The following is a 23051-nucleotide window of genomic DNA, read 5'->3' as shown; positions in this document are numbered from 1 at the left end:
GCCCTGAATACCTGGCGAGCATAGGCGAACAGGGTCATTTTGAGCAACATGGCTGGATGAAAGGCTGGACGACCAGTATGGGAAGTTTCTTCTAATAGAACGGATAAAGGAATGGTATCCACAAACTGACTAATCAGACGAGCCTCGTGAGTAGCAGGTAAATCCCAAGCAAGATTTAATTCCAAACTTAACTGATTTGTGTTATACTGTTTATACATTTTCATGCCTTTCTAGTTGTTTTGTCGTTATTATAATTATAAAGCATGAAATGGAAAACGAGCAAATCCTAATTGGAATTGCTCGTTTTTTTATATGTGAGAAGCTAGTTTTTGCCCAGCCTCATTCTTTTTCTATCGGTGTAAAACGACTTTTTATTCTATTTAAAATAGAAACAACATCTCCATCTCGAGCATGAAATTCTTCCACTTGCATACTTTGAACACTAGCATTGATAACTGCGCCAATGATCAAGACTTGGGCCATAAAAATAAACCAAAGCATAAAAACAAGGAAAATAACAGCTGTAACCATCCGAAAATCCAACAAGCGATTGGCATAGTTATCCACATAGATAGTAAAAAGCTTACCGACCGATGTCATAACCAAAAGAACAAAGCTTGTTCCAGGCAAAATATAACGGATTTTCTGAATACGAATATTGGGTAAGAAAAAATAAAGCATCATCAAGCCTGCAAATAAGGCAATTAAACCCACTAGTTGTGTCTGACTAAGAAGACCACTTAACCACTGATTATCTAGCGGAAGAAGTTGACTAAGGAAAGAAAGAATAACCTGACCAAAAGTCAAGAGGGTCATACTCAGTAAAATAATGACTTGTAAGCCAATTCCCAAAAATATACCGATTAAATGTCCGATAATAAAATCTCGATGCTCATTGATACCATAAGCCTTGTTGACAGCCTTTTGCAGGATTGTCATACTTTGCGACAAGGTCCACAGGGTCGTCGCAATTGAAATTCCCAACCAAGACGATGACGGCTTGGTCAAAATAGAGGTGATAAAGTCCGATACTGGAGGATAGAGCTTATCCGGTACAAATTCTGCCACAACCGACAAAATCAAGTCTATGTCGAATGGAAAATAAGGAAGTAGATTAGCCAGGGTCAACAAGATAGGGAAAATACCGATGAGCAAATAGTAGGCCACCGCCACACTAGTCACATCGATATCAGCATGCCGATAAAAAGAAAAGAAGGTTGAGCAGAATGTTTTCAAACCTTCAACAATTTTGGTTTTCTTCATTCCCTCTCCTTCTCTCTAGCTATCTTAATAGCTTCCCTCTTCACCTTGACTTGTCAAAATGACCGGACCATCTTTGGTAATGACAAATTGATGTTCATATTGGCAAGATAGACCACCATCAAGTGTCTTATGAGCCCAGCCTGTCTTCATATCCGTATCGATTTCCCAAGTACCAGTGTTAATCATTGGCTCGATGGTCAAAACCATGCCCTCACGCAAGCGTAGTCCACGGCCTTTTGTCCCGTAATGAGGAACCATTGGCTCTTCGTGGAAGGTTGGACCAACTCCGTGGCCTACCAAGTCACGAACAACACCATAACCAAGTCCTTCGGCATATTCTTGGATAGCCGCACCGATATCACCGATACGATTGCCAACAACTGCTTGCTCAATACCGCGATATAAGCATTCCTTGGTCACATCCATCAATTTTTGCACTTCCTCTGAAACTTGACCAACTGCATAAGCCCAGCAAGAGTCTGCACAACCACCACGATAAGATTGGGTGATTTTCTTCATAGCCTTGACATCATTGAAGTTGAGCTTAGACACATCAACAACTGATTTGTCCAAGGGCTCACTCAATACCATATCAACCTTGAGCAAGTCGCCTTCTTTCAATTTGTAATGACGAGGAAAGGCATGGGCCACTTCATCATTGAGCCCGCAACAAGTTGCGTAGGGATAGTCCATCAATTCACCATCAACACCAATTTGAAGAGGCAAGACATTTTTTTCCTTACATGTTTTACGGACATATTCTTCCACTTCCCACATGTCCACACCTGGTTTGATGATATCCCGTAAACCAATATGGATACCTGCAAGCACATCGCCAGCACGGTTCATGGCATCAATTTCACGTTGTGATTTAATGGTAATCATTGATTTTCTCCTCTATTTCTATACTACATTCAGCCCTCTTCAAGCTAAATTTTCTATACTTTCTTGTTTTGTGACTGTAACGGTCACTCCCCTTATACTGCCCGACCTGCACAAAACCCGATTTTCTAGCCACCGTCTGACTGGCCACATTTTCCTCATGGGTGATGATGACCAATTCCTTCAGACCGATTTCATAAAAGGCTAGAAAGACCAGATTTTTCACCGCTTCCGTCATCAGCCCTTGACCCCAGTAGTCTTTTTTTAGGAAATAGCTGAGCTCCGCAGTCATTTGGCGGTCATCTAGTTTTTCAAAACAAAGCGCACCAATCATCCGACCAGAAACCTTATCGACCAAGGCCCAATTTCCCAAAGGACTACGCATAAATTTCTCAACCATGGTCGCAAGAGCCAGGTTCTTATCCTCCAAGGCCGGAAAAATAAAGGGAAGATTTTCTGGATTGGATACAATTTCAAAGAAATTTTCCCCATCTTCATAGGAAAAGGGGCGTAAAACCAAGCGTTCTGTTTCAAAGCAAGCAAATTGTGCTAGTCTAGTCCAAAGTGTCATAGTGTACCCAAGGGGCTGAGAATAACTCCCAGCCCCAAATTGTTTGATGTTAAAAGTAAGAAGCTAGCACGAACTTGCTGCTAGTCCTCAATCAACTGAATATCAGCACCCAGTTCCGTCAATTTCTCAATAATGTTTGAGTAACCGCGTAGGATAAACTCAATATTGGTAATTTCGGTCCGTCCTTGAGCCATCAAGCCTGCAATAACCATGGCAGCTCCAGCCCGCAAATCCGTCGCCTTGACTGATGCACCAGTCAACTGATTTGGACCTTCGAAAGCAATGTAATTGCTACGAGTTGAAATATTTGCACCCATATTCGCCAATTCTTGCACATGACCGACCCGTTTTTCATAAATGGTATCAACAATTTTACCAGTGCCCTCTGCTGTCAATAGGAGCGGAGTGATTGGCTGTTGCAAGTCTGTCGCAAAGCCTGGATATGGCGAAGTTTTGATACTTACAGCCTTCAATTTTTCTTGTTTTTCAACAAAGATGCTGTCTTCAGAAACAGTCATACGAACGCCCATTTCTTCCAACTTAGCGATGAAGCTTTCCAAGTGTTCATAAAGGACATTGTCAATACGGATACCTTCACCCACTGCGGCTGCAAGGGCGATATAGGTTCCAGCTTCGATACGGTCTGGAATAACTTGGTGACGGGTTCCATGCAGACTATCGACACCATCGATGGTAATAATGTCTGTACCTGCACCACGAATATGGGCACCCATGTTATTGAGCAAGGTTGCTACGTCAATGATTTCTGGCTCACGCGCCGCATTTTCAATAACCGTACGACCCTCAGCTTTAACCGCAGCCAAAATGGTATTGATAGTTGCACCGACACTGACCACATCCATGAAGATATGCGCTCCCTGAATGCGTTGACCATTGGTTGCCAAACGCATATAGTCACCCTCATAGGTCGTTTCAGCACCCATGGCCGCAAAAGCCTTCAAGTGCAAGTCAATCGGACGTGGGCCTAAATCACAGCCACCTGGCAGACCAACCACTGCTTGACCGAAGCGCCCCAGAAGTGAACCGTAGAAATAATAAGAAGCACGTAGGCTATTGATTTTACCAAAAGGCATGGGCATATCTTGCACACCACGAGGGTCAATTTCAAGCGTTTCACCATCACGCTTAACGGTTGCCCCCATGGTTTCCATAATATCAATCAAACTATCAACGTCTGAAATAGCTGGCACACCATCCAGTGTGACAATTCCATCCGCAAGAATAATGGCAGGAATTAAAGCAACGACTGAATTCTTAGCCCCACTGACTGTTACAGACCCTTTCAGTGTTTTTCCACCATTGATAACGATTTTTCTCATACTAACTAATCTCTTTCTCTTATTGCCCAAAAAAGGCATACGTTTTATTCTATCACAACACAAGGTAAAAAGCTAGTTATTTGATATACAAAAGAACAGGCTTATTAGACCTGTCCTAAATCACTATTTCTAAATACTATCCGACGACATACTTCAATGCCTCTACCTTATCCAAGCGTTCCCATGGTAAGTCAATATCTGTGCGACCCATATGACCATAGGCTGCAGTTTGCTTGTAAATCGGACGTTTGAGGTCCAACATTTGAATAATTCCTGCAGGACGCAAATCGAAAATCTGACGAACAGTAGCTTCCAATTTGCTCTCAGCTACTGTACTTGTACCGAAGGTATCAATACGAACAGAAACTGGATGAGCAACCCCGATAGCATAGGCCAATTGAACTTCCGCCTTTTTAGCCAAGCCAGCTGCAACGATATTTTTTGCGATATAACGTGCCGCATAAGAGGCAGAACGGTCCACTTTGGTCGCATCCTTACCAGAGAAGGCACCGCCGCCATGACGTGAATAACCACCATAGGTATCAACGATAATCTTACGACCTGTCAAACCAGAGTCTCCTTGAGGTCCACCAATAACAAAGCGACCTGTTGGATTTATAAAGTAGTTGGTTTGGTCATCCAAATATTGAGCTGGAATAATTTCCTTAATGACACGCTCAATGACATCCTGACGAATTTGCTCTTGACTGACTTCCGGATCATGCTGGGTCGAAATAACGACTGTATCCACACGAACGGGTTGGTTGTTTTCATCATACTCAACCGTTACTTGTGACTTAGCATCTGGACGGAGATAAGCAATTTCACCAGATTTTCTCAACTCGGCCAAACGACGCACCAATTTGTGACTCAGTGAAATTGGCAACGGCATAAGTTCAGGCGTTTCATCTACTGCAAAACCAAACATGAGCCCCTGGTCACCTGCACCAATCAAATCCAGCGGATCTTGACTAGCATCTTGACGAGTTTCCAAAGCTTCATTGACGCCTTGGGCAATATCTGGCGATTGCTCTACAAGTGACGGATGAACCCCAACCGACTCAGCTGAAAAACCATACTCACCTTTTGTATAGCCAATCTCCGCAATGGTATCACGTACCACACGGTTAATATCCACATAGGCAGTGGTTGAAATCTCTCCAAACACATGAACACTGCCTGTATAAACAGCCGTTTCCGCCGCTACGTGCGCATCTGGATCCTCTGCTAAAATAGCATCCAAAATGGCATCTGAAATCTGGTCTGCAATCTTGTCCGGATGACCCTCCGAAACAGATTCAGACGTAAACAACTTACGTTCTGACATAAACATGTCCCCCTTAAAATAAATTGTTATCAAGGTTACAAAGAACTAGTCGAAGACTAGTGATTTGCGAAAGACTTTGGTCTTGAGCAAAGAAAAGCTCTATTTGCGAAAGACACCTGTCTTGAGCAAAGAAAAGCTCTATTTGCGAAAGACTTTGGTCTTGAGCAAAGAAAAGCTCCATTTGCGAAAGACTTTGGTCTTGAGCAAAGAAAAACTCTATTTGCGAAAGACTTTGGTCTTGAGCAAAGGAAAATTTCCAGATACATAACGAGAAAACAATAACTTCCAAGTATGTCTGCGAAAGTTAACTAGTCTGATAACTACCTTTTCGGGACTTAATAACGCTTCTAGTATAGCATATATTAGGTGACTAGCCTAGTATTTTTCTAAAAAATAAAGAGAGGTGTGCAAGACAACCTCCCTTACTAAATAAATTCTGCTTCTGCAATGGCCTGTTTGACCGTTTCCAGTGGCAAATGAACCAGTTCGCATCCCTTTTCCTTGTAGAGATAGTGAGCATAGTCGTCCATGCGGTATTCATTAATATAGACAACACGCTGGCAACCAACCTGCAATAACTGCTTGGAGCAATTTAAACAAGGAAAATGGGTCACATAGGCTGTAAACCCCTTGGGAATGCCACGCTCTGCCCCCTGCAAAATAGCATTGACTTCTGCATGCAGGGTTCTGGCACAATGCCCGTCAATCATGAGGCATTCCTGGTCCAAGCAATGTTCCGTCCCTGAAACAGACCCATTGTAGCCCGTCGCAATAACCTTGTTGTCCTTGACCAAGACAGCACCGACCTTGGCACGTTTACAAGTCGCCCGATTGGCAATCAAGAGCGCCTGCGCCGCAAAATACTCATCCCAGGCTAAACGATTTGTTGACATGATTTCTCCTTTCCAATCAATCCACCATTCCATAAATTGCTACTAAGTCGTGAGCCGTGATAATTCCAATTATGTCCTCTGGCGCATGAAGTTGCCCATTGGATTGACGACTGACCAAAACCGTTGTCCTTTTCTGGCCTTCAAAATGATTGATCAGCTGGTAAAGACTTGTTTGCGCTGGTAAAGTGACCACTTGGATACTATCTTCCTCACAAGCCAATACATCTGCCAAACTTGCTTCCACTAATGTATCACGGATTGAGACTACTTCCTTACTGGCTTTGGCTAACCAGTTGGCCAAACCCTTATCGGACACCAAACCTTGATAAGATTTGCCTGAAAAAATAGGAAACTTGGAAACATGTTCTCGCTCGACGATTTCCAAGGCTTTGATCAATTTATCCTGACTATCAAATATAATAGGCTTGATCTTCTGGACCTTTTGTAAATAGGTTTCAATGGTCACGGGTGTTTGGTACTGGGCAATGACCTTTTCCAAGACAGCAATCAACTCTTGCGAAGGTTGAGCTACCTCTTTCAAACTCGTTCGTCTTTCGTGGACCATGAGATTACGGAGCTGTCTGGCTACGTAGAGATTGTCCCAATTAGCCTCAACGGGATTATGTCGCGTCAATTCCTTGGCTTTGGCTAGCATGGAGCCAACATCTGCATATTCCCCATCCGCAACTCCACAGACCTTGCGCAGGACCTTGTCCAAGTCATTGAATAACTCTAAAAAACGGCTTTCATTCATCTTAGTCTACCATTGCTGATTTCAAGTAGGCATCGACCATCCGCTCTGTCGCATGGACCGAATCCAAATGGGTCCGCTCGTAAGAATGGCTGGATTCAATTCCTGCACCAAGCAGGGCATGTTTGACATCCGCACCCGCCCGCATAGCTGCTGAAGCATCTGAACCATAGTAAGGATAGATGTCCAACTTATAAGGAATGCCATCCCTTTCAGCCAAGGTTACCAAGTGTTGACGAAGTTCGTAGTGGTAGGGACCCGAGCCGTCCTTGACGCAGATAGAAACCGTGTATTCATCAGTCTGCTGGTCATCTCCCATTGCCCCCATATCGACTGCCAGATATTCAACTACTTGACTTGGAATGCTGGAGTTTGCTCCATAGCCAATCTCTTCATTATTGGAGAAATAGAAATGGGTGGTATAAGGAAGCTTGATTGCCTCTTCCTTGTAAACCTTCAAAAGATGCAGCAGGATAGCGGCTGAAACCTTGTCATCCAGGTGACGGCTCTTGATAAAACCAGTTTCAGTCACAACGGTCCGTGGATCAAAGGAGATAAAGTCTCCGACTTCAATACCCAAGGCCCGCGTCTGATCCGCATTGGTCACCTTTTCATCCAAACGAATTTCCATGTTGGTCTGGTTGCGCTCAGCGGTGCTGGCATCTCGGTAGACATGGACTGAAGTTTGGTGCATCAAAATTGTACCTGTAAAGATCTTACCATTCTTGGCACAATGAATCAGGCAGTTTTCTCCTTCAATAGAAGGGTAGCCAAATCCTCCCACCAAATCCATTTTGAGTCGGCCGTCTGGCTTGACTGCACGCACCATGGCACCCAAAGTGTCCAGGTGAGCAGTCAGCATCCGGTGCTCCTTGTCATTTTCCCCAGGAACTGTCACCAAAACGCCTCCCTTGGCTGTCTTGATGGCCTTATAGCCCAGACCTTCCACTTCTGCCTTGATGTAGTTCATAATGTCCGTCGTAAAACCTGTTGGCGACGGTGTATTGGTCAGTTTAACGATGTAATCAAGTGTCTTCATGAAAACCTCCTTATTTGTAATCTATTATATCATGTTTTAGGACATTTTTTTGCTATAATGAAGACATGAAAACCTACCAGAAGATTTATTTATTATTAAAAGAAAAAGACGACTACGTCAGTGGCGAGGATTTGGCCCAGGAATTGGGGATTTCTCGGACTTCCATTTGGAAAGCCATACGCCAGTTAGAAGCACATGGTCTGACCATTGAAGCAGCCCGCAATCGTGGCTACAAATTGGCCGAGGGGGATTTGTTGCTGCCAGATTTGATTTCACAGGAGCTCCAACTCCCTGTCCACCTCAATACCGATAGTGATTCGACCCAGCTAGATGCCAAGCAAGGTATCGAAACAGGTCATGCGAGCCCAGCCCTCTATCTAGCTCCCTACCAAAATAGAGCAAAGGGACGGTTTGGAAGACCTTTTTATGCTTCCAAATCAGGCGGTATCTATATGTCTCTCCGCCTTTCACCCAATGTCCCCTTCCTTGAATTTAAGCCCTATACCATTCTAGCCGCAGCCGCTGTGGTCAAGGCCATTCAGTCCCTCTGTGACCTAGATGTCCAAATCAAGTGGGTCAATGATATTTATCTGGGGCAGAAGAAAGTTGCAGGCATCCTGACCGAAGCTATTTCTTCCATGGAAAACCAACGGGTGACCGATGTCATCATCGGAGTGGGTATCAATGTCCATATCGATGATTTTCCCAAAGAACTCCGGCAATCAGCTGGAAACCTCTTTGAAGGTCATCCACCTTTTACACGAAATCAGTTGATTACAGCCATTTGGAAAGCATTTTTAGAAACCGATGACAAGGAACTCATTGCCCTTTACAAAGAAAAATCACTTGTTGTTGGCCAACAAGTGAGCTTTGTAGAAAATCAGGTTGAATTTAAGGGAACAGCCATCGCAGTCACCGACACAGGCAATCTAGTCATCCAACTGGATAACGGCAAGGCAAAAATCATCTCCAGCGGAGAAATCAGCCTTACTTCTTGGACTGCTTCTCCACCAAACGAATAAAGCGTGTCACCTTGTAGGCAAAGTGGAGATTTCGAAAGGCGATAAAGGCAAAAATACCTGCAAGCAAAAAATCCTTAGAAAGAATGGAAGTATTCATAAAATAAATAGCGATAATTGTCGAAAGAGACAAGAGAAGAAATTGTGACAGTTTCATAGATAAATTATACCAAAAAATCAGTCGACTGGCTGATTTTTTCTATCCCTTCTTTCTATGTATGCTAGTTAAACAAGAAAACACCAACTCAGTCGGTGCTTTCTTAAGGAGATTATGAAAAATATTTAGGATTGACTATAGTATAGCTTAGTCAACCACATTCCACATCAGTCCTAAGACCGATATTGCTATCAATCGTTTACTATCTCAACGGTGTCTGCTAGAAAGCCAAATTCTTCTGGAACAGGGCTTTCTTCTTTTTCTCTTTCTTGCGTTTTTTGCCCCTTGGCCTTGGCTGAAAATTCGGCTCGAATGCTGACCCAATCTTCTTGAGCAATAGCCAAAATCTGTGGCGAAAATCCTGCTGCCTTGCTGAGAATATTACCAAACATGGTATTGAGATTATCCCGTTTCATAGTCTGTTCAGCATTGAGTGGGGACTCAAAGGCCAAGATTGCATGATTTTCATTGGCTGCGACTGGCTGGGAACCAACAAGCAAAGCTCTGTCTGCACCAGATAAACTCTCGATAATTTCTCCCCAGGCATTTTGCAGGCGAGTCAAATTTTCACGCGCCAAAGCTGGATTTTCCATGGCTTCCTGCAAAATAGCATGAACCTTGCTGGTATCCAATCGGTACTTCTTCGGTGCCTGTGGCTTGCGTGAAACTGGCTTAACAGCACTCGGTTGACTGGAGAGTTGGCTTAATTGTTTCTGTAAATCCGCAACTTGTTGTTGAAGGTTACTTAATTGACTGACCAAATCTGCTGGTAGCTCTGCCATTGCTCCCGAAGAAGAACCACTTTCAGCCAACCGAATGGTCATCATTTCAGCGTAAATCTTGGGTTGGGGGCTAGACTTGATGTCCGCCAGTCCCTTGGTCACCAACTCAATCATGGTAAAGATCCGATCCTGAGCCAGTGCTAGATTTTCCGTAAAACCAGCAGTCAGATGGGTATTCTCACCGCCTGTCTGCACGATAAGGAGGTCACGCAGGTAATGCAAGAGGTCCGTCGCAAAACGGCTCATGCTCTTGCCTTGGTCAAACAAGGTCTGCAGATGCCCCAATGCTGACACGCTATCTGCCTGACGCAGACTAGCTATATAGTCATCCAGAGCACGCAGACTGATAGATCCTGTGATCTCCTCTGCGATTTCCAAGGTAACTGTCTGGTCATGGCTAAGACTGAGCGCCTGATCGAGAATAGACAGGGCATCCCGCATCCCCCCTTCTGCCCGACGGGCAATAATGGTCAAAGCTTGGTCATCAAATCTAAGACCTTCCTTGGTCAAGATTTGAGCCAAATGGGCCTGAATATCCGTGACCTTGATGGATTTGAATTCAAAGCGTTGCACCCTAGACAAAATTGTCGCAGGAATCTTATGCAACTCCGTCGTCGCAAGAATAAAGACCACATTCTCTGTCGGCTCTTCCAAGGTCTTCAAGAGGGCATTAAAAGCCCCCGTTGACAGCATGTGGACCTCGTCAATGATATAAACCTTATAGGTCGCAAGGCTAGGTGCATAAGTTGACTTGTCCCGAATATCACGGATTTCATCCACACCATTATTGGATGCCGCGTCAATCTCAATCACATCTTCCAGACTGCCCTCAGTGATAGCCTGACAGATATAGCAGTCATTACAAGGCTCGCCCCCAACCTGATTAGGGCAGTTCATAGCCTTGGCAAAAATCTTGGCTGCCGAAGTCTTACCCGTACCACGAGGTCCAGAAAAAAGATAGGCATGGCTGATTTTCCCCTGCTCAATGGCCTGCTTGAGCGTGGTCGCCACCACCTCCTGCCCCACCATTTCTCCAAAAGTCTGGCTGCGGTATTTCCGATATAAAGCTTGGTACATTACCCTTTTTCTCCAAACATAGCAAAATTCCAGTCCGTTTTCTCCACTAAGAGGGCAACAAACTGCTCTAAATATTCTTGGTCAATGGCATCATAATCCGCTACCAATCTCGAATCCAAGTCCAAAACGCCCAAAAGCTGGTCGTTTTTCACCATAGGTACCACGATTTCCGAAAGGGCTGCCGCATCGCAAGAAATATAGTTATCATGCAGACGAACATCGTCTACGAGAATGGTCTGGCGTTTAGAAGCAGATTCACCGCAGACACCTTTTCCAAGAGCAATGTGGACACAGGAAACGCCACCTTGAAAAGGCCCTAAAATCAATTCTTGACCATCATATAAGTAAAAACCTGTAAAGACAGAATGTGGTAGAGCCTGATTGAGCAAAGCTGAGGCATTAGACAAATTGGCAAGTGCATTGGTTTCGCCGTCTAATAGGGCCTCCAACTGAGCCAGTAATAATTGATAAGTTGAGATTTTTTCTTGTTTCATCATAGAAACATTATAGCATAGATGACTAGTCTAGGACAGTACCGACTGTTAGAAACCAGCAAAAAACGAGACCTGTCGATCTCGTTTATAGGATAGCCGATTAAGAAGACTTGCGTGAGCGTCTTTTCACAACCAGACCTGCTAGACCCAGTAAGCCCATACCTGTCATATGCAAGACAGAATGAGCTTCACCAGTAGCTGGTAGGGATTTGGCTTGGGGCTGACTAGTTGGCGCTGGTTTAACAGTTGCCTGTTTGCTTTGGCTGGCTGGGGCAGCTTGTTCCTTAGTCTCCTGTTTTGTTTCTTGTTTGCCTGGTGCTGACTGGCCCGTAGAACCTGACTGAGCCTGACTGACTGGCTTGTTAGCCTGATAAACAATACCATAGTGTGAAAAATGGCTTACAACAAAGCTCACCTGATTGGTTGACTTATCTACAGTAAATGGCAATTCTTCAACAGCTCCTGTACTCGCTAGGAAGTAGATAACCTTGTCAACCTCTTTTCCAGCTTCCACTGGCAAGGTAACGGTAGCATCTTCTGTGATTTGGACAAACTGACCAGCAGCATCAAGCGTCTTAATATCATATAAATCAACCTGCTGTTCTGCAAATGCTTGAGGAAGTTTGGCTATTACTGCAGGATCATTTTCCTCCTTAATTGATAATGAGGCAACCTTAGCCACATCCTCACCACGCACTCGTACAGTTACAGACGATGACGTTTCGGTCACATCTTTATATGAATCAAGGGAGGTGACCTTACTAGGTTCCAGCTGTTCTTTTACTGTCGGTTTAATTTCTTCTGATACAGGATTAGTAGTTTGAACAGTGCTTGGCTCGACAGGGCTAGTAGGGGTATTGACCGGTTTTCCTACTGTAGTCGTCGATTCGCCTTCTTGCTTAGGCTGAGCGGTTGGTGAAGTAACTGATTGTCCTGCTTGATTACCTGTCGTCTGGGGGACAGTCGTGGTCTCCTCTGGTTTGTTTAACGGAGTTTCTGCTGAGGTTTCTACAGGTTTTTCCGTAGGGGTAGATGGAGTGATGCTGCTATCTGTCTCACTAGTCACAGGAAGCTCTTTCTTTTCATGAGACCACTTCCCTACTTCAGTCGGAATTGCATAAATCCCATTGCTTAACTTGTCCTCAGGATAGCTATAGTTCAAGGTGATAAAACGAAAAGCTCTATCTGCATAATATTTTGTATTAACTTCACCTGCTTCAAAATTGACCAAATCTCCATAATTTGGATGGGTTAGAAGAGCTGGAGCGACAGCTGTATTGGCAGGAACCCTATATAAGCGATGACCCCGTTCTTCGCCATTGATTTTATCAACTACCCGCAACTGATACTTAACATCACCGGCAAGGACTTCTCCACTATAGTTGTCTGGAACAGCCGGAACAACTGGGATATATGGAGTATACCAATTGATATAATAGTTCTCAAAAACCGTATTACCATCATTGGTGAGCGTTTGATCTTGAAGCGAACCATGTTTAAAAGAGTATTCCTTATACTGAGGAGCTGTAAATGTATAGCTCTCTCCTGGCTGAAGGGTAATCTCTTTCACTTCAATAATGCTATTTGAACCATGAGGACCCCAAAAAACTTCAATCCTATTGTAAATCTTAAAGCTAACTGGTTGAACCGCTGGATCTACTGGAGGAGTTGTGGGAGCCTGTTCTGAAACAGGCGGTGTTACAGGAGGAGTATCTGTTACTGGATGTGTATCAGGTGATGAGCTAGAACTAGTATCCTCGACGGATTTTTTATAATGATTGACAATGCTGAGCTTGCTATTGTGCTGATTCTTGACCTCATCAAAACCAACCACTCTGCTATAGGAATCACCAATATAGTCATAGCCTTCTAACTCAGGAGTTGTAACAAGAATACTGTCTTTGTTATTCCAAAATGTAAGATGATAACTGCCTAGGACGGTACTACCTGAACCATCTTCATGATCATAGATATTTGTAACTTCAATATAGGGATAGGGATTCCCGTCTCTATCCTTATACTCAATCACCTCTTCCTCTGCATGGATCACTAAAGGATTATAGATGTCGACTGCTGTCGTCTCAACCACGCCTCCCAAAACTGTGACCGTAGCTAATCCAACACCAAGTTTGACCCACTTGTGAATTTGCATCTTTCTAGAACTTCTTTTCATTTAAAAACCTCCGTTATATAAAATACTTTTGTGCCAAAAGGTACTTCTATTAGTAGGCTAAATCCTATTTGCTCCAAACTCTTCTATCTTGTATCTTGATAGATAAGAGTTCGTTTCTTTCATAAGATTCCAAAGTTTCTTTTACTTAGCCGAGTAGAAGGCGATTCCTTCCTGTGTCCAGCCACGTGTAGCTAGCACTTTGTATTCATTTGCATCTGTAGTGTAAAGATGTTTTTTCAATCCTTCATTGTAAAGGCGGTAAACAGGTATGCCATCTGTCACTGAGTAAAAGGCAGTGCCTTCTTGTCTCCAACCACGACCTGCTAAAACCTTGTACTCGTGAGCATCTCTGGTATAGAGATGGACTTTCAAGCTCTCATGATAGAGACGATAAACTGGGCTACCTTTTGATGCGGACAAGAATGCCTGACCTTCCTGTCTCCAACCACGACCTGCCAAGACCTTATACTCATAGGCATCTATGGTATAGAGATGGACCTTCAAGTCTTCATGATAAAGGCGATAGACTGGAGAAGTGGATACTTGGTCCTCAGTAACCTTGGTTTCTGTTGGGTTGCTAGCACTTGGCTGGGTGCTGGAAGTACTTGTTTCGCTTGGCTGGCTAGTGCTGGACTGGCTAGTCGAGCTACTTGAAGCGGTAGGCTTAGTAGCACTTGGTTGGGTGCTGGAAGTACTTGTTTCGCTTGGTTTGCTAGCACTTGGCTGGCTAGTGCTGGACTGGCTGGTCGAGCTACTTGAAGTGGTAGGCTGGGTTTCGGCTGGCGTAGAAACAAAATGCGCCTCACCATAATAAATTTCCGTCCTACCGTTTTCCCCAACAACCTCTGTATGTTTCACTAATTTTAGACTAGTAAGAGTCTTACCATATATAGGCTCATACTCTTTAATATTAAGGTCGGCTGCCGAAGTTGGCAAGCTCCTTCTATCGTATCTTGGATGATCCTCTATTACGTAGAGATATTCTCCGTCAAGATAGGCATCTATAGCAATTACATATCCCACCTCTTCCGCATAAACAAGAGCAGGAGCACTTGGTAGCCGGCTACCCGCAGGAGCAACTACACCTCCCAAAACAGTGACTGCTGCCAAACCAAGACCCATCTTGCTCCACTTGACAAGCCACCACTTCCTAGAACTTCTTTTCATATAAAAAACCTCCGTTATAATAATACTTTTGTGCCCAAAGACACGCTCACCAGTATACTATAAAAAAAAAGCAACCTGTCAAGCAATTATACATTTAATATACAAATATTCGGTTCTTTCATCGTTTTCAGTCGATTTTTCAAATTTTCAACAAAAAGAAAAGGCTTACGCCTATTTCCATATCCAATACATGATAAGGACATCAATCAAAACACCCACAGCCCAAGCCAGTTGAAAATACTTCTTCTGGGTTTTATGGCGGAAATGAGTACCACCCGCCCAGGCACCTAGACCTCCACCCAAGTAGGCCATGAGTAATAAAGTTTTTTCTGAAATCCGATAAGCATCCTTTCTAGCCTTGCCCTTATCCAGACCATAGGTCATAAAGACAATCAGATTCCAAACCATTAAGACCATGCTTACCATTTGTTGAATAGACATTGGTTCCTCCTTCTCTCACATTTCTGTTATAACTCTATCACAAACTATCCGACATCACAAGAAAAAACGGCTCGGAAAGCCGAACCGTTATAAACTTGCTAGGGTATCTTCCAACCATTTGAGCTGGGCACGATTGCGCTCGATGGCTCGGGTCAAAATCAAGTAATGACCATAGTTGTCCTGGATACTCTCCTTGGTTGAGAACAACTCAACCTTGCGACTGTCTAGGTGTTTCAAGTGCTTGGTGACTAATTCAATTTGATTCTCCAATAAACCTGGTATCCGTGGATCATTCTTATCACGGATAAAGAACATTTTAATAGAAAACAAATCCTTTTGTTGAGGAGTTTCATCATTTGGAATGGATAGCCAATCATCCAAAATCTGACGACCTGTTGCAGTCATAGCATACTGCTTTTCTTTTTCATTGCCAGGTACCGCATGACAGGTAATCAACTCTTCCTTGGTCATGCGTTTTAGCTCTGGATAGACTTGGCTATGAGCTACCTGCCAAAATTCTCCTAAATCACGTTGAACATAGTCGGTAATCTGCTTACCAGTTACCATTTGACCGCTAGCACCCATTATCCCTAGTATAATATGGGGTAATATTCTCTGCTTCGGCATCTTAACCACGCTCTCTTAAAATACTCTCCACCTTGGTGTTGATCAAGTCGATGGCTACAAGATTGCTGACGCCTTCAGGAATGACGATATCTGCATAGCGCTTAGTTGGCTCGATAAACTGGTGATACATAGGTTTCACCACCGAGGTGTACTGTTCAATGATACTATCTAAGCTACGCCCACGTTCTTCCATGTCTCTCTTAATGCGGCGAATGATACGAATGTCATCGTCTGTATCGACAAAGATTTTAATATCCATCAAATCCCGCAACCGTTTGTCTTCCAATACCAAAATACCTTCCACAATAAATACATCTTGTGGTTCCTGACGATAGGTTTTATCTGAACGGGTGTGCTGAGTGTAATCATAAATCGGAATATCCACTGAACGCCCTGCTAACAATTCACCAATGTGGTAAATCATCAAATCCGTATCAAAGGCTAGTGGATGGTCATAATTGGTTAGTATCCGTTCTTCAAAGGTTAGGTGTGACTGATTCTTGTAGTAGGAATCGTGTTCAATCATTGATATGCGAGCATTTGGGAAATTATCCAGAATGGCACGCGACACACTTGTCTTGCCACCCCCAGATCCGCCGGTTACACCAATAATAATGGGTTTCTGAGTCATCATCATCTCCTTCTATTTTCAATACTATTTTACCATGAAACATGGTATAATGGAAAGGATAACACATAAAGAAATGAGAATTTATGCTAAATTTTGGTATTATTGGCACTTCAGACATCAGCCACAAGTTTATTTCCTCTGCTCATTTGAGTAAATATCTTCAATTATCAGCGATATTTTCAAGAAAATTGGAAACTGCTGTGTCATTTTCAACAAATTACGAAAATGTAATTTTATACACAGAATGGATAAAATTTCTTTCTGCACCGATTGATTTGGTCTATATTGCCAGTCCAAATGCCTTGCATTTTGAGCAAGCCAAGGCAGTCCTTTCTGCTGGTAAACATGTGATTATTGAAAAGCCAATGGTCTCAACACCGCAGGAACTGACCCAACTTCGTCAGATTGCCAAGGAAAATGGAGTCTATCTATTTGAAGCAGCACGCAACTACCATGAAGAAGCTATCACTATCATTAAGGACTTCTTGAAAGAACAGACGGTTTGGGGTGCCAACTTCTCCTATGCCAAATACTCTTCCAAGATGCCTGAGTTACTTGCAGGACAAACTCCCAATATCTTTTCAGCTGATTTTTCAGGCGGAGCCTTGATGGATTTGGGCGTTTATACGCTCTATACTGTCATTGGGCTCTTTGGCCGACCAAATACAGCTCGATACACTGCCCAACAACTTCCATCTACTATTGACTTGAACGGGACCGGGCAATTGATTTACAATGATTTTCTAGTGACTATTCAGGCTGGAAAAAATATCACCAGCAACCTGCCAAGTGAAATCTATACCAGTGAAGGAACCCTCACACTCAACGCTTGTCAGCATATCAGCTCTGCTATTTTTACAAAACACGATGGTAGCCAAGTGGTCCTACCTATCCAAGCGCAAGAAGATGCTATGCTGGAGGAAGTGCAAGCCATTGCCCAGGTCATCCTGCAAGACAATCATGAACTAGCAGAAGAATGGCTGGATGTGGCTGAAGCTGTCCATCAAACTCTATACACCATGCGTCAGGACGCAGGAATAACCTTTAAGGCGGATACCCATGAAAACTAACTTCCCGACCAGCTGGACCGACCAGCTGACTCAACTTGGCTTTGAGGACTTCACTCCCGTCCAAGTCCAAGCCTTCGAGCCAATTAAAAATGGCCAGTCACTGTTGGCTATTAGTCCGACTGGTACTGGTAAGACTCTTGCTTACCTCTGGCCAAGCTTGTTGGCTTTGACACCAAAAAAATCTCAACAATTGCTCATTCTTGCTCCCAACACAGAACTTGCTGGTCAAATATTTGAGGTCTGCAAAACCTGGTCAGAGGCCATTGGTCTAAACGCTCAACTCTTCTTATCGGGTTCCAGCCAAAAGCGCCAGATTGAGCGACTAAAGAAAGGACCGGAAATCCTGATTGGAACTCCCGGTCGTATCTTTGAGCTGATTAAATTGAAAAAAATCAAGATGATGAATGTCAATACCATTGTCTTGGATGAATTTGACCAACTCTTCTCTGACTCCCAATACCGGTTTGTTGAAAAAATTATCCACTATGTATCACGGGATCATCAATTGATTTACATGAGTGCAACGGCTAAGTTTGACCGACAAAAGATTGCTCAAGACATTGATACCATTGACTTGTCTGAACAGAAATTGGACAACATTCAACATTGCTACATGATGGTGGACAAGCGTGACCGCTTAGAAACCCTTCGCAAGTTTGCCAATATTCCAGACTTTCGTGCCTTGGCATTCTTCAACAGCCTATCAGACCTTGGTGCCAGCGAGGACAAGCTCCTATATAATGGAGTGAATGCTGTTTCTCTGGCTTCGGATGTCAATGTCAAATTCCGCAAAGTCATCATTGAACGATTTAAGAACCACGAGCTCAATCTTTTATTGGCTACAGATATGGTTGCGCGTGGGATTGATATTGATAACTTGGAATGCGTCCTTAACTTTGACGTTCCATTTGACCAAGAAGCCTATACCCACCGAGCTGGACGGACTGGTCGCATGGGCAAGGAGGGGCTAGTCATTACCCTAGTATCCAGTCCAAGTGAAGTGAAGCAGTTGAAAAAATATGCTCAGGTCCAAGAAGTTATCTTGAAGAACCAAGAACTCTATAAAGTATAAGAAAAAGGAGGCCCAAACCTCCTTTTTAATGTTGTGCTGGACCACTGGCTTCCTGATCATAATAAATATGTTGGGGATTGAGATTTGGTCCCAATAATTCTGTTATCGTCACTAGATTGTAGCCCTCAGATGTGAGGAACTGTAAGACAGGTTCCAAACTATCCACTGTCGGCTGACGGATATCATGCATAAGGATGATGCAGCCAGGACAAGCTTGCTCTTTCACTCTTTTAAAAATGGCATGGCTATCTCGATTTGACCAATCCTCTGTATCCACATTCCAGTAAATTGACGGTAATCCCATGGCATCTACCACAGCCTGGTTGATGGCCCCATAGGGCGGTCGCATCATAGTAGGACGCTTCCCAATAGCTTTTTCAACGATAGCCTGTGTCAACTCAATTTCTTCTTTAATTTGCTCGGTTGAAAGACGTGTCAAATTTGGATGGCTCCAAGTATGGTTAGCAACTTCATGCCCTTCCGCTACCATCCGTTGTAAGATAGCTTCGTTCCCTTCTACTACACTTCCCAGTACAAAGAAGGTTGCTTTGACATTGTATTTCTTCAAGAGGTCCAAAATAAGTGGTGTCGTAGCTGGGTTTGGTCCATCATCAAAGGTCAAGGCAATTTGACGAAGAGCAGTTTTATCCACTTGATTCTGAGCAAGAAACTGATCATAGTTAGCCTTATCAACGTCTGCCAGATAGTCTCCCTTCATAATCGCGAAGAAGTCCGAAATAGCTAGTTCTAAACTACTTACCTGAAATACTTCCTCAGATAATGCTAGGACCAACTGACTATTGGCATAACTAAATACGACCGTTTCCAAGTCCAGATTTTGAAACTCTGCTGCAATCCTTGCTTTTTCTGCCTCATCCACTCCTTGATTGGTCAACTTTTCCTGCAACTTAGTGACCATAATGGTCTTGGCGGCATTCAAGTCCAAGAACATATCCCCCAAGGTAAAGAGTTGCTGGTCCTCTGTCAGCAAGACACGTTCAGGTCTAGCCTCCTCCTCTTTTGTTACTTGTAAGGGTTGGACAGCATACTGCTCACTATGGATTTCATGGGCACGAACCTTTTTAAAATTGGTCTGCCCCTCCTTGGTATGAACAACAAGGACATTCTTTATTTTTCCTGACGGCTTCTTATAGCCTAACTTATGGCGGATATGACCCACTATTTTTTGTTCTAGTTGGGTAATTCTCTGCCCCGAAGGGTCTTTTGGTATGGTAGCAAGAACATGGGTAGAACCGATATTCCCCTCCTCTAAATCAGATGATTGTCCTTTCAGTACCAACTCTTCCGTTTCTTTAATAAAATGCGTTAATTGCCAATCCTGGAAATTGCGATACAAATAGATACTCGCAATCACCATCATAGCTACTAGAAAGGCATTCAAAAGAATCCAAAATAGCCTTTTCATACGAATCATTCCTTTTTCATTTTCTCTATTACTATACTATAATTTCAATCCTTTTCTGTCAAGTACACCTAGAGATTTTCTAATGGAAATCCGAACTTTTGTTTCAAAAAAAAGACTGCCTAAGCAATCTTTTAGACTTAATTTGCACGAATGACTTCTACACGGTAACCATCTGGATCGGTCACGAAATAATAACGACCTGGACTACCTGGCAAGCCCTTGATGTCTGTCGTTGGGTAGCCTAACTCCTTATGCTTAGCATTATCCCCTTCCAAATCATCGGAAGAAAGGGCCAAATGCGAGAAGCCATCGCCTACGATATAAGGACCATGGTCATAGTTATAGGTCAATTCAATCTCAAAGTCATCCCCTTCAAGCGCCAAGTAAACCAAGGTAAACTTGTGCTCTGGATAATCTTTGCGACGAGTTTCTTTGAATCCGAAAGCTTCCTCATAAAATTTTTGTGAAGCTTCTAAGTTTTCAACACGCAAGCAAGCGTGCAACATTTTTCTACTAGCCATGATTAACTCCTTTTGACTGTTTATGATTTAATACTCTTCGAAAATTAAAAGCAGACGTTGTTGACTTGATTTGATGAACTTCAGTTCTATCTGCATCTGCGTCGCCTAGTCTGTTTTTAATTTTTCATTGAGTATAAGTATAGCACAAACTCTGCAAAAAAACTCCTATTCAGTATGCAAAACACCTGAGGCTAGCTCAGGTGTCAATGAATTATGCTTCCAAGTAGTACTCTTTCACAATGTTCAAGTTTTCATCCAATTCGAAAACAAGTGGTGGGAAGTTTGGAATTTCCACGTCCATGATTTCGTCATCAGACAAGCCTTTGATGTGTTTTACAAGGGCACGGATTGAGTTACCGTGTGCACCTACGAATACGTTTTTACCGTCTTTCAAAGCTGGAGCAATCTTGTCTTCCCAGAATGGAAGGGCACGCTCAAGCGTTACTTTCAAGTTTTCAGCATCTGGAATAACTGCTGAGTCAAGGTGAGCATAACGACGGTCAGTATGTGCTGAGTGCTCATCGTCTTTTGCCATATCTGGAGGCAATACATCGTATGAACGACGCCAGATGTGAACTTGCTCATCACCGAATTGTTCTGCAGCTTCTGCCTTGTTTTTACCTGTCAAACCACCGTAGTGACGCTCGTTCAAACGCCATGATTTTTCAACTGGTACCCACAATTGATCAGCAGCTTCAAGAGCCAAGTTTGTAGTCTTGATAGCACGTTTCAATACTGATGTGAAAGCAAGGTCAAAATCAATACCAGCTTCTTTGATCAACTTACCAGCATCGATTGCTTGTTGAGTACCTTTTTCAGACAAATCAACATCAGCCCAACCAGTGAAAAGGTTAGCTTTGTTCCATTCAGACTCACCATGGCGAGCAAAAACCAATTTTACCATTTATGGATTCTCCTTTATATTTTGAGGTTTCCCCTCTTATACTCCTCTATTTTACACGAAAATGTAAAAAAATGCTAGCTTTTCCACAATCTGTTTACGCTTTCATTCACTTTCATGTAAATTCAGTCTGGAGACCTATCTTTCTTCTTATGAAAAAAAATAAAATCATGGTATAATAGTTGGGCTGAACACGACAGTTCAAAACGATACCATTACAGGAGTTATCATGCAAAAAGTAGCTATCGTGTCTGCCTATCGTTCTGCCATCGGCAGTTTCGGAGGTAGTCTAAAAGATATTGAAATCGCTGATTTAGGGGCGCAGGTTCTCCAAGCAGCTTTAGAAAACAAACAAATACCAGCCAATCTTGTTGACGAGGTCATTTTCGGCAATGTTCTTTCTGCTGGGCATGGACAAAATATTGCCCGTCAAATCGCCCTAAAAGCTGGACTTCCAGAAACCACCTCCGCTTACTGTGTCAATAAGGTTTGTGGCTCCGGATTAAAATCAGTCCTCCTGGCTGCCCAATCCATCCTACTAGGCGACAACGATGTAGTTGTTGCCGGAGGTATTGAAATCATGAGCCAGGCTGCCTACCTATCCAAATCCAGCCGATTTGGCAGCAAGTTGGGGCATATTACTTTAGAAGATTCCATGCTGACTGACGGTCTGACAGATGCCTTTAACGACTATCACATGGGTATTACTGCAGAAAATGTAGCTGAACGCTATCAAATCAGTCGTGAAGCCCAAGACGCCTTTGCATACAGCAGTCAAGAAAAAGCTGCCAAAGCTATTACTGAAGGTCGTTTTGTAGATGAGATTGTTCCGATTAGGCTCAATAGTCGCAAGGGAGAAAGCATTTTTGATAAGGATGAATACCCTCGACTAACACCACTTGAAAAACTGGCGACCTTACGACCTGCCTTCAAAAAAGATGGAACGGTTACAGCTGCCAATGCTTCTGGTATCAATGATGGCTGTGCAGTCCTCCTTCTCATGTCTGAGGAAAAAGCTAACGAGCTGAACCTCACACCACTGGCCTATATAGAAAGCTATGCTACAAGCGGTCTAGATCCTGCTCTTATGGGAATGGGACCAGTTACTGCAAGCCAAAAGGCGCTTCAAAAGATTGGTAAAACTGTTGAAGATATTGACTTGTTCGAGCTGAACGAAGCCTTCGCAGCCCAATCCATTCCTGTTGTTGACCAATTAGGAGCTGACCCTGCCAAAGTCAATGTCAACGGCGGTGCCATCGCTCTCGGTCACCCAATTGGAGCTAGTGGCAGTCGAATCTTGGTCAGTCTCGTCCACGAACTCATCAAGCAAGATAAAGAACTGGGACTTTGTGCCCTCTGTATCGGAGGCGGTCAGGGTATTTCCCTTATCGTTTCCAATGCACAAAAAAATAGCAACTAATCATTTG

Annotated in this window: 23 protein-coding genes and 1 pseudogene; 4 read left to right on the top strand and 20 right to left on the bottom strand. The window is 43.4% G+C overall.

The genetic code is table 11. The annotated features are described in order from the left end of the window. The 9 genes and pseudogenes from C1G57_RS03525 to C1G57_RS03480 form a co-directional block, all read right to left on the bottom strand. Positions 1 to 218 (bottom strand): annotated as a pseudogene (locus C1G57_RS03525) (IS5/IS1182 family transposase); the annotation flags it as partial. Between the two features lie 121 nt (positions 219 to 339). Further along, positions 340 to 1263 (bottom strand): YihY/virulence factor BrkB family protein, encoded by a 924-nt coding sequence (locus tag C1G57_RS03520; RefSeq protein ID WP_105113759.1) that lies wholly within the window; start codon positions 1261 to 1263, stop codon positions 340 to 342. Positions 1264 to 1287: 24 nt separating this feature from the next. Beyond that, complete coding sequence (locus C1G57_RS03515) at positions 1288 to 2148, bottom strand: methionyl aminopeptidase (RefSeq protein ID WP_105113758.1); 861 nt, start codon at positions 2146 to 2148, stop codon at positions 1288 to 1290. After that, positions 2135 to 2716, bottom strand: a complete 582-nt coding sequence (locus C1G57_RS03510; protein WP_105113757.1) for a GNAT family N-acetyltransferase — start codon at positions 2714 to 2716, stop codon at positions 2135 to 2137. Before C1G57_RS03510 ends, C1G57_RS03515 begins: the two co-directional genes overlap by 14 nt. Before the next feature lie 80 nt (positions 2717 to 2796). Beyond that, entirely contained in the window at positions 2797 to 4056 is a 1260-nt protein-coding gene (locus tag C1G57_RS03505; RefSeq protein WP_105113756.1) for a UDP-N-acetylglucosamine 1-carboxyvinyltransferase, read from the bottom strand. Between the two features lie 136 nt (positions 4057 to 4192). Continuing rightward, complete coding sequence (gene metK, locus C1G57_RS03500) at positions 4193 to 5383, bottom strand: methionine adenosyltransferase (RefSeq protein WP_105113755.1); 1191 nt, start codon at positions 5381 to 5383, stop codon at positions 4193 to 4195. 425 nt (positions 5384 to 5808) lie between these two features. Continuing rightward, positions 5809 to 6276, bottom strand: a complete 468-nt coding sequence (locus C1G57_RS03490; RefSeq protein WP_105113753.1) for a deoxycytidylate deaminase — start codon at positions 6274 to 6276, stop codon at positions 5809 to 5811. Between the two features lie 16 nt (positions 6277 to 6292). After that, on the bottom strand, positions 6293 to 7030 hold the full coding sequence (locus C1G57_RS03485) for a CBS domain-containing protein (protein ID WP_105113752.1): 738 nt from the start codon (positions 7028 to 7030) through the stop codon (positions 6293 to 6295). 1 nt (position 7031) lies between these two features. Beyond that, complete coding sequence (locus C1G57_RS03480; RefSeq protein ID WP_105113751.1) at positions 7032 to 8066, bottom strand: M42 family metallopeptidase; 1035 nt, start codon at positions 8064 to 8066, stop codon at positions 7032 to 7034. Positions 8067 to 8131: 65 nt separating this feature from the next. Between C1G57_RS03480 and birA the strand changes: the two genes are divergently transcribed. Further along, entirely contained in the window at positions 8132 to 9088 is a 957-nt protein-coding gene (gene birA, locus C1G57_RS03475; RefSeq protein WP_105113750.1) for a bifunctional biotin--[acetyl-CoA-carboxylase] ligase/biotin operon repressor BirA, read from the top strand. Here the strand turns inward: birA and C1G57_RS03470 are convergent. The 8 genes from C1G57_RS03470 to udk all read right to left on the bottom strand — a co-directional run bounded on the left by C1G57_RS03470 (position 9054) and on the right by udk (position 16634). Beyond that, positions 9054 to 9242, bottom strand: coding sequence for a DUF3272 family protein (locus tag C1G57_RS03470; protein WP_105113749.1), 189 nt, complete (start codon positions 9240 to 9242; stop codon positions 9054 to 9056). The genes birA and C1G57_RS03470 overlap by 35 nt on opposite strands. 191 nt (positions 9243 to 9433) lie before the next feature. After that, on the bottom strand, positions 9434 to 11101 hold the full coding sequence (gene dnaX / locus C1G57_RS03465) for a DNA polymerase III subunit gamma/tau (protein ID WP_105113748.1): 1668 nt from the start codon (positions 11099 to 11101) through the stop codon (positions 9434 to 9436). Continuing rightward, the gene (locus C1G57_RS03460; protein ID WP_105113747.1) at positions 11101 to 11598 is read right to left on the bottom strand and encodes a GAF domain-containing protein; all 498 of its coding nucleotides are present in this window, start codon (positions 11596 to 11598) and stop codon (positions 11101 to 11103) included. The genes dnaX and C1G57_RS03460 overlap by 1 nt, the downstream gene beginning before the upstream one ends. A gap of 97 nt (positions 11599 to 11695) precedes the next feature. After that, positions 11696 to 13768, bottom strand: coding sequence for an LPXTG cell wall anchor domain-containing protein (locus tag C1G57_RS03455; RefSeq protein ID WP_105116966.1), 2073 nt, complete (start codon positions 13766 to 13768; stop codon positions 11696 to 11698). 141 nt (positions 13769 to 13909) lie between these two features. Then, positions 13910 to 14935 carry a hypothetical protein gene (locus tag C1G57_RS03450; RefSeq protein WP_153045604.1) on the bottom strand — a complete coding sequence of 342 codons (1026 nt, stop codon included), beginning with the start codon at positions 14933 to 14935 and terminating at the stop codon, positions 13910 to 13912. A 171-nt stretch (positions 14936 to 15106) separates the two neighbouring features. Further along, on the bottom strand, positions 15107 to 15376 hold the full coding sequence (locus tag C1G57_RS03445) for a DUF1294 domain-containing protein (RefSeq protein WP_044775388.1): 270 nt from the start codon (positions 15374 to 15376) through the stop codon (positions 15107 to 15109). An 87-nt stretch (positions 15377 to 15463) separates the two neighbouring features. After that, positions 15464 to 16003: a PadR family transcriptional regulator gene (locus tag C1G57_RS03440; RefSeq protein WP_105113744.1), complete on the bottom strand. Its 540-nt coding sequence runs from the start codon at positions 16001 to 16003 to the stop codon at positions 15464 to 15466. 1 nt (position 16004) lies between these two features. Then, a complete protein-coding gene (udk, locus tag C1G57_RS03435; RefSeq protein WP_105113743.1) occupies positions 16005 to 16634 on the bottom strand; it encodes a uridine kinase in 630 nt (209 codons plus the stop codon). 83 nt (positions 16635 to 16717) lie between these two features. Here udk and C1G57_RS03430 point away from each other — a divergent pair, with 83 nt between their 5' ends. Together C1G57_RS03430 and C1G57_RS03425 are read left to right on the top strand one after the other, a co-directional pair. After that, the gene (locus tag C1G57_RS03430; protein WP_105113742.1) at positions 16718 to 17704 is read left to right on the top strand and encodes a Gfo/Idh/MocA family protein; all 987 of its coding nucleotides are present in this window, start codon (positions 16718 to 16720) and stop codon (positions 17702 to 17704) included. Then, positions 17694 to 18776, top strand: coding sequence for a DEAD/DEAH box helicase (locus C1G57_RS03425; RefSeq protein WP_105113741.1), 1083 nt, complete (start codon positions 17694 to 17696; stop codon positions 18774 to 18776). The genes C1G57_RS03430 and C1G57_RS03425 overlap by 11 nt, the downstream gene beginning before the upstream one ends. Positions 18777 to 18801: 25 nt before the next feature. Here C1G57_RS03425 and C1G57_RS03420 read toward each other — a convergent pair whose 3' ends face one another. From C1G57_RS03420 to C1G57_RS03405, 3 genes are all read right to left on the bottom strand, one after another. Next, on the bottom strand, positions 18802 to 20202 hold the full coding sequence (locus tag C1G57_RS03420) for a polysaccharide deacetylase family protein (RefSeq protein ID WP_105113740.1): 1401 nt from the start codon (positions 20200 to 20202) through the stop codon (positions 18802 to 18804). Between the two features lie 137 nt (positions 20203 to 20339). Beyond that, positions 20340 to 20723 (bottom strand): VOC family protein, encoded by a 384-nt coding sequence (locus tag C1G57_RS03415; RefSeq protein WP_105113739.1) that lies wholly within the window; start codon positions 20721 to 20723, stop codon positions 20340 to 20342. A gap of 211 nt (positions 20724 to 20934) precedes the next feature. Further along, positions 20935 to 21627: a phosphoglycerate mutase gene (locus tag C1G57_RS03405; RefSeq protein ID WP_105113738.1), complete on the bottom strand. Its 693-nt coding sequence runs from the start codon at positions 21625 to 21627 to the stop codon at positions 20935 to 20937. Positions 21628 to 21853: 226 nt separating this feature from the next. On the opposite strand from C1G57_RS03405, the gene C1G57_RS03400 reads away from it, so the two are divergent. Beyond that, entirely contained in the window at positions 21854 to 23044 is a 1191-nt protein-coding gene (locus tag C1G57_RS03400; RefSeq protein WP_105113737.1) for an acetyl-CoA C-acetyltransferase, read from the top strand. The last annotated feature ends 7 nt before the right edge of the window (positions 23045 to 23051 follow it).

The sequence above is a fragment of the Streptococcus suis genome (assembly GCF_002960425.1).
Taxonomy (GTDB): domain Bacteria; phylum Bacillota; class Bacilli; order Lactobacillales; family Streptococcaceae; genus Streptococcus; species Streptococcus suis_S.
Note: the sequence above shows the minus strand (reverse complement) of the source record. Positions and strands in the feature narration are given on the sequence as shown.

What these genes read in the sequence shown, in the direction of transcription:
- C1G57_RS03430 (WP_105113742.1), top strand. Translation starts at nt 16,718, where the DNA reads ATGCTAAATTTTGGTATTATTGGCACTTCAGACATCAGCCACAAGTTT.
- metK (WP_105113755.1), bottom strand. Translation starts at nt 5,383, where the DNA reads ATGTCAGAACGTAAGTTGTTTACGTCTGAATCTGTTTCGGAGGGTCAT.
- C1G57_RS03505 (WP_105113756.1), bottom strand. Translation starts at nt 4,056, where the DNA reads ATGAGAAAAATCGTTATCAATGGTGGAAAAACACTGAAAGGGTCTGTA.
- C1G57_RS03460 (WP_105113747.1), bottom strand. Translation starts at nt 11,598, where the DNA reads ATGATGAAACAAGAAAAAATCTCAACTTATCAATTATTACTGGCTCAG.
- udk (WP_105113743.1), bottom strand. Translation starts at nt 16,634, where the DNA reads ATGACTCAGAAACCCATTATTATTGGTGTAACCGGCGGATCTGGGGGT.
- C1G57_RS03450 (WP_153045604.1), bottom strand. Translation starts at nt 14,935, where the DNA reads ATGAAAAGAAGTTCTAGGAAGTGGTGGCTTGTCAAGTGGAGCAAGATG.
- C1G57_RS03510 (WP_105113757.1), bottom strand. Translation starts at nt 2,716, where the DNA reads ATGACACTTTGGACTAGACTAGCACAATTTGCTTGCTTTGAAACAGAA.
- C1G57_RS03445 (WP_044775388.1), bottom strand. Translation starts at nt 15,376, where the DNA reads ATGTCTATTCAACAAATGGTAAGCATGGTCTTAATGGTTTGGAATCTG.
- C1G57_RS03415 (WP_105113739.1), bottom strand. Translation starts at nt 20,723, where the DNA reads ATGGCTAGTAGAAAAATGTTGCACGCTTGCTTGCGTGTTGAAAACTTA.
- C1G57_RS03485 (WP_105113752.1), bottom strand. Translation starts at nt 7,030, where the DNA reads ATGAATGAAAGCCGTTTTTTAGAGTTATTCAATGACTTGGACAAGGTC.
- C1G57_RS03400 (WP_105113737.1), top strand. Translation starts at nt 21,854, where the DNA reads ATGCAAAAAGTAGCTATCGTGTCTGCCTATCGTTCTGCCATCGGCAGT.
- C1G57_RS03455 (WP_105116966.1), bottom strand. Translation starts at nt 13,768, where the DNA reads ATGAAAAGAAGTTCTAGAAAGATGCAAATTCACAAGTGGGTCAAACTT.
- C1G57_RS03470 (WP_105113749.1), bottom strand. Translation starts at nt 9,242, where the DNA reads ATGAAACTGTCACAATTTCTTCTCTTGTCTCTTTCGACAATTATCGCT.
- C1G57_RS03440 (WP_105113744.1), bottom strand. Translation starts at nt 16,003, where the DNA reads ATGCCGAAGCAGAGAATATTACCCCATATTATACTAGGGATAATGGGT.
- C1G57_RS03405 (WP_105113738.1), bottom strand. Translation starts at nt 21,627, where the DNA reads ATGGTAAAATTGGTTTTTGCTCGCCATGGTGAGTCTGAATGGAACAAA.
- C1G57_RS03515 (WP_105113758.1), bottom strand. Translation starts at nt 2,148, where the DNA reads ATGATTACCATTAAATCACAACGTGAAATTGATGCCATGAACCGTGCT.
- C1G57_RS03490 (WP_105113753.1), bottom strand. Translation starts at nt 6,276, where the DNA reads ATGTCAACAAATCGTTTAGCCTGGGATGAGTATTTTGCGGCGCAGGCG.
- C1G57_RS03425 (WP_105113741.1), top strand. Translation starts at nt 17,694, where the DNA reads ATGAAAACTAACTTCCCGACCAGCTGGACCGACCAGCTGACTCAACTT.
- dnaX (WP_105113748.1), bottom strand. Translation starts at nt 11,101, where the DNA reads ATGTACCAAGCTTTATATCGGAAATACCGCAGCCAGACTTTTGGAGAA.
- C1G57_RS03480 (WP_105113751.1), bottom strand. Translation starts at nt 8,066, where the DNA reads ATGAAGACACTTGATTACATCGTTAAACTGACCAATACACCGTCGCCA.
- birA (WP_105113750.1), top strand. Translation starts at nt 8,132, where the DNA reads ATGAAAACCTACCAGAAGATTTATTTATTATTAAAAGAAAAAGACGAC.
- C1G57_RS03520 (WP_105113759.1), bottom strand. Translation starts at nt 1,263, where the DNA reads ATGAAGAAAACCAAAATTGTTGAAGGTTTGAAAACATTCTGCTCAACC.
- C1G57_RS03420 (WP_105113740.1), bottom strand. Translation starts at nt 20,202, where the DNA reads ATGAAAAGGCTATTTTGGATTCTTTTGAATGCCTTTCTAGTAGCTATG.